Genomic DNA, 2,627 nt, shown 5'->3' with positions numbered 1-2,627 from the left:
AACAACCAGCAGGAGCCAGAAGAGCCATGCGCGAGCCAGACCGTATTGTCCGCATGAACACCGTCCTCGCCCGCACCGGGCTGTCCAAGTCCACCATCTACCGAAAAATCGCCGAGGGCACCTTCCCGTCCCAACTCAGGATCAGCACCAACGGCGCGGGCTGGCGCGAATCCGACATCAACCGATGGGTCGCCGATCCGGTCGGATGGAGGCCGGAAAGTCATACCGATGAAGCCCGTTAAGGCCGGTGTACCCGCCGATCCCGGATATAACGGGACGACCGACGAATCCTGTTCCCAGCACGCCAACAAAGCGCTTACCGCGTCGGAGCAGCTTGAGGAATTGCTAGGCTATCCCTGGCCTTTCCCGTCGGGCCGCCCAAACATGACCTGTCCACATGGACCGTCACCGACGACTGGCCCGACCCCGTTCCCGTCACGGAAGCCGAGATCGAGGTGTTCGAGTGGTGGTTCGGCGACCTGTTCGATGAACTGTTCGGCAGTGAAAACTGAGCGGTGCGCGCACCATGAGTAAAATCCGACTTGATAGTCGGTACTAATATATGATACCATATCATATGAAGAAGCGTCACAGAGCCACGCTGGAACTGATCTTCGCCCGCCCTGTCAGCGGCTCCATCCGCTGGGCCGACATCGAGGCGCTGCTTGCAGCCCTCGGGGCGGAGATCAGCGAACGGGAAGGCTCGCGGATCGGTGTATTTCTGTTTGGCGAAGTGCGCGTCTTTCATCGTCCGCATCCGTCGCCGGATACGGACAAGGGCGCGGTTGCCAGCATCCGCAAGTGGCTGGACGAACACGGAGTGAAGCCATGAACAATGTCGTCGAAATCAATGGCGAGAAGGCAGTCATCGCCTTTGATCCGGAGATTCAAATGCTGCGCGGCGAGTTTGTCGGCCTGAACGGCGGTGCCGACTTCTATGCCGAAAACGTCCACGATCTGATCGAGGAAGGTCGTAAGTCGCTGGCCGTCTATCTCGAAATGTGCCGGGAAAAGGGTATCGAGCCGCGCCGGAAGTTCTCCGGCAAGTTCAATGTCCGCCTCAATCCCGGCGACCATGCAGCAGCGGTCATTGCGGCGGCGGCGGCGGGCAAGAGCCTGAATGAATGGATCGTCGGCGCGATCAGGGAAGCCGCCGAAAGCGATAACCAGGCCGCCTGAGCCTGAGACGATCGGCCAAGGAAATCCTGATTGTTCGGTCCAGCAGAGTTGAGAAGGAGACCGGACATGACCACATCCGCTTCCACGATGGCGGGACATGCGGGATCCGAACTGCACTTAAAGGAGAGCTATGGCGTAAACGTAGTTCTCATCATCGCCCGGCGAGGTGCGCCATTTCTCTCAATAATTCAATACGCTAGCGGCTTATGAGACCTGTGTGCGAAAGGGCTTGAGGGTCGATTCTGCGCATGATTCGATGCTGTTGCTGGGCAGGAGATTTGGCGACGGCGCGGCGGCGGATTGGGCAGGAAGAGCTGCGGTTCGAGCGAAACGAGAGCCACCGTTTCGGCTCGCTAGACGAGATCTCCGCCCTGGTCGACTGGATCGAGATCGACCGTCATCTGGCTCCGATCTATGCCTCGGCCAAAGGCGAGCCGGCCTGGCCTCCGTTGGCTCTGTTCAAGGCGCTGCTGTTGGCGGTCTGGCATGATCTGTCGGATGGCAAGCTGGCGGACGCGCTGGACGACCGGTCAAGCTTTCGCCGTTTCTGCGGCTTTGCCGCGGACGAGGCGACGCCGGAGCGCACCGCCTTCGTTCGGTTCCGGCGGGAACTTGTGGAGCGGTCCCTCGACCGGGATCTGTTCGAGACCGTGACGCGCCAACTCGATGCCAAGAACGTCCTGGTGAAGACGGGCACGCTGATCGATGCGACGGTGATCGCCTCGGCCAGCAAGGAGAAGGACGAGGAAGCGCGCTGGGTCAAGCATCGGCGCCGGCCCGCTGTCCATGGCTACAAGGCGCATGTGGCGACCGATGCCGACGGCGACATCGTGCGCGAGATCGAGATGACGCCGGCCAACGTCAACGACGGCAGGATGCTGGTCGCCGTGCTGCCCGACGATCCGGGCAGCGTCTATGCCGATCTGGCCTATGCCAGCCACGCCAACGAGATGCTGATCCAGGCCGCTGGCGGAACGTCATGCCTGCCGGGTCGCGGCGTGTGGGGAGGTGAGGAGGCCCTGCGCCGTCTGGAGGAATGGAACGAGGCGGTCGGCCGTGTACGCCGCCAGATCGAGAAGATCTTCGGCACCTGGAAGCGCAGCTATGGCCTTCGCCGGATGCGCTGGATGGGGCTCGCCAAGGCCGGACTGCAGGTCCGGCTGACGGCGATCGCCTACAATTTGAAGCGCTCGGTCGTCATCCTGCGAGCCAGAGCGGCATGACCAGGGGCGGACTCTGCCCGTAAACAGCCGAATGGGCGGTTCTGGAGCGACGATCCCGTAGACGATGCCTGCCGCTTCGGTGGGACCCGCCAACATTAGTCGTCCGTGAAGAAGGCTGATCAAGCCGCCTGGGCAGACTCGGTCGGGGTGATGGGCGCCAGGAGAGCGGCTTTGATGAAGGCGATAAAAAGCCAGAGCCAGGCGAGGAGCCGTCGGAAGTTGTAG

The 2,627-nt window shown here is 61.8% G+C and carries 4 protein-coding genes; all 4 read left to right on the top strand.

The window, feature by feature from the left end; all coding sequences use genetic code 11:
- The first annotated feature begins 26 nt into the window (after positions 1 to 26).
- The 4 genes from SMD10_RS25160 to SMD10_RS25145 all read left to right on the top strand — a co-directional run bounded on the left by SMD10_RS25160 (position 27) and on the right by SMD10_RS25145 (position 2,402).
- The gene (locus SMD10_RS25160) at positions 27 to 242 is read left to right on the top strand and encodes a helix-turn-helix transcriptional regulator (protein WP_331688466.1); all 216 of its coding nucleotides are present in this window, start codon (positions 27 to 29) and stop codon (positions 240 to 242) included.
- Between the two features lie 335 nt (positions 243 to 577).
- Positions 578 to 832: a type II toxin-antitoxin system HicA family toxin gene (locus SMD10_RS25155; RefSeq protein WP_331688465.1), complete on the top strand. Its 255-nt coding sequence runs from the start codon at positions 578 to 580 to the stop codon at positions 830 to 832.
- Positions 829 to 1,179, top strand: coding sequence for a type II toxin-antitoxin system HicB family antitoxin (locus SMD10_RS25150; protein WP_331688464.1), 351 nt, complete (start codon positions 829 to 831; stop codon positions 1,177 to 1,179). The genes SMD10_RS25155 and SMD10_RS25150 overlap by 4 nt, the downstream gene beginning before the upstream one ends.
- A 278-nt stretch (positions 1,180 to 1,457) precedes the next feature.
- A complete protein-coding gene (locus tag SMD10_RS25145) occupies positions 1,458 to 2,402 on the top strand; it encodes an IS5 family transposase (protein WP_331688463.1) in 945 nt (314 codons plus the stop codon).
- Positions 2,403 to 2,627 lie beyond the last annotated feature (225 nt).

The sequence above is a fragment of the Consotaella aegiceratis genome, assembly GCF_036541425.1.
GTDB lineage: Bacteria > Pseudomonadota > Alphaproteobacteria > Rhizobiales > Rhizobiaceae > Consotaella > Consotaella aegiceratis.
The sequence above is the reverse complement of the archived record's forward strand: the minus strand, read 5'-3'. Positions and strand labels throughout refer to the sequence as shown.

Excerpts from the sequence above, each read along its gene's own strand:
- SMD10_RS25155 (WP_331688465.1), top strand. The coding sequence starts at position 578 with ATGAAGAAGCGTCACAGAGCCACGCTGGAACTGATCTTCGCCCGCCCT.
- SMD10_RS25160 (WP_331688466.1), top strand. The coding sequence starts at position 27 with ATGCGCGAGCCAGACCGTATTGTCCGCATGAACACCGTCCTCGCCCGC.
- SMD10_RS25150 (WP_331688464.1), top strand. The coding sequence starts at position 829 with ATGAACAATGTCGTCGAAATCAATGGCGAGAAGGCAGTCATCGCCTTT.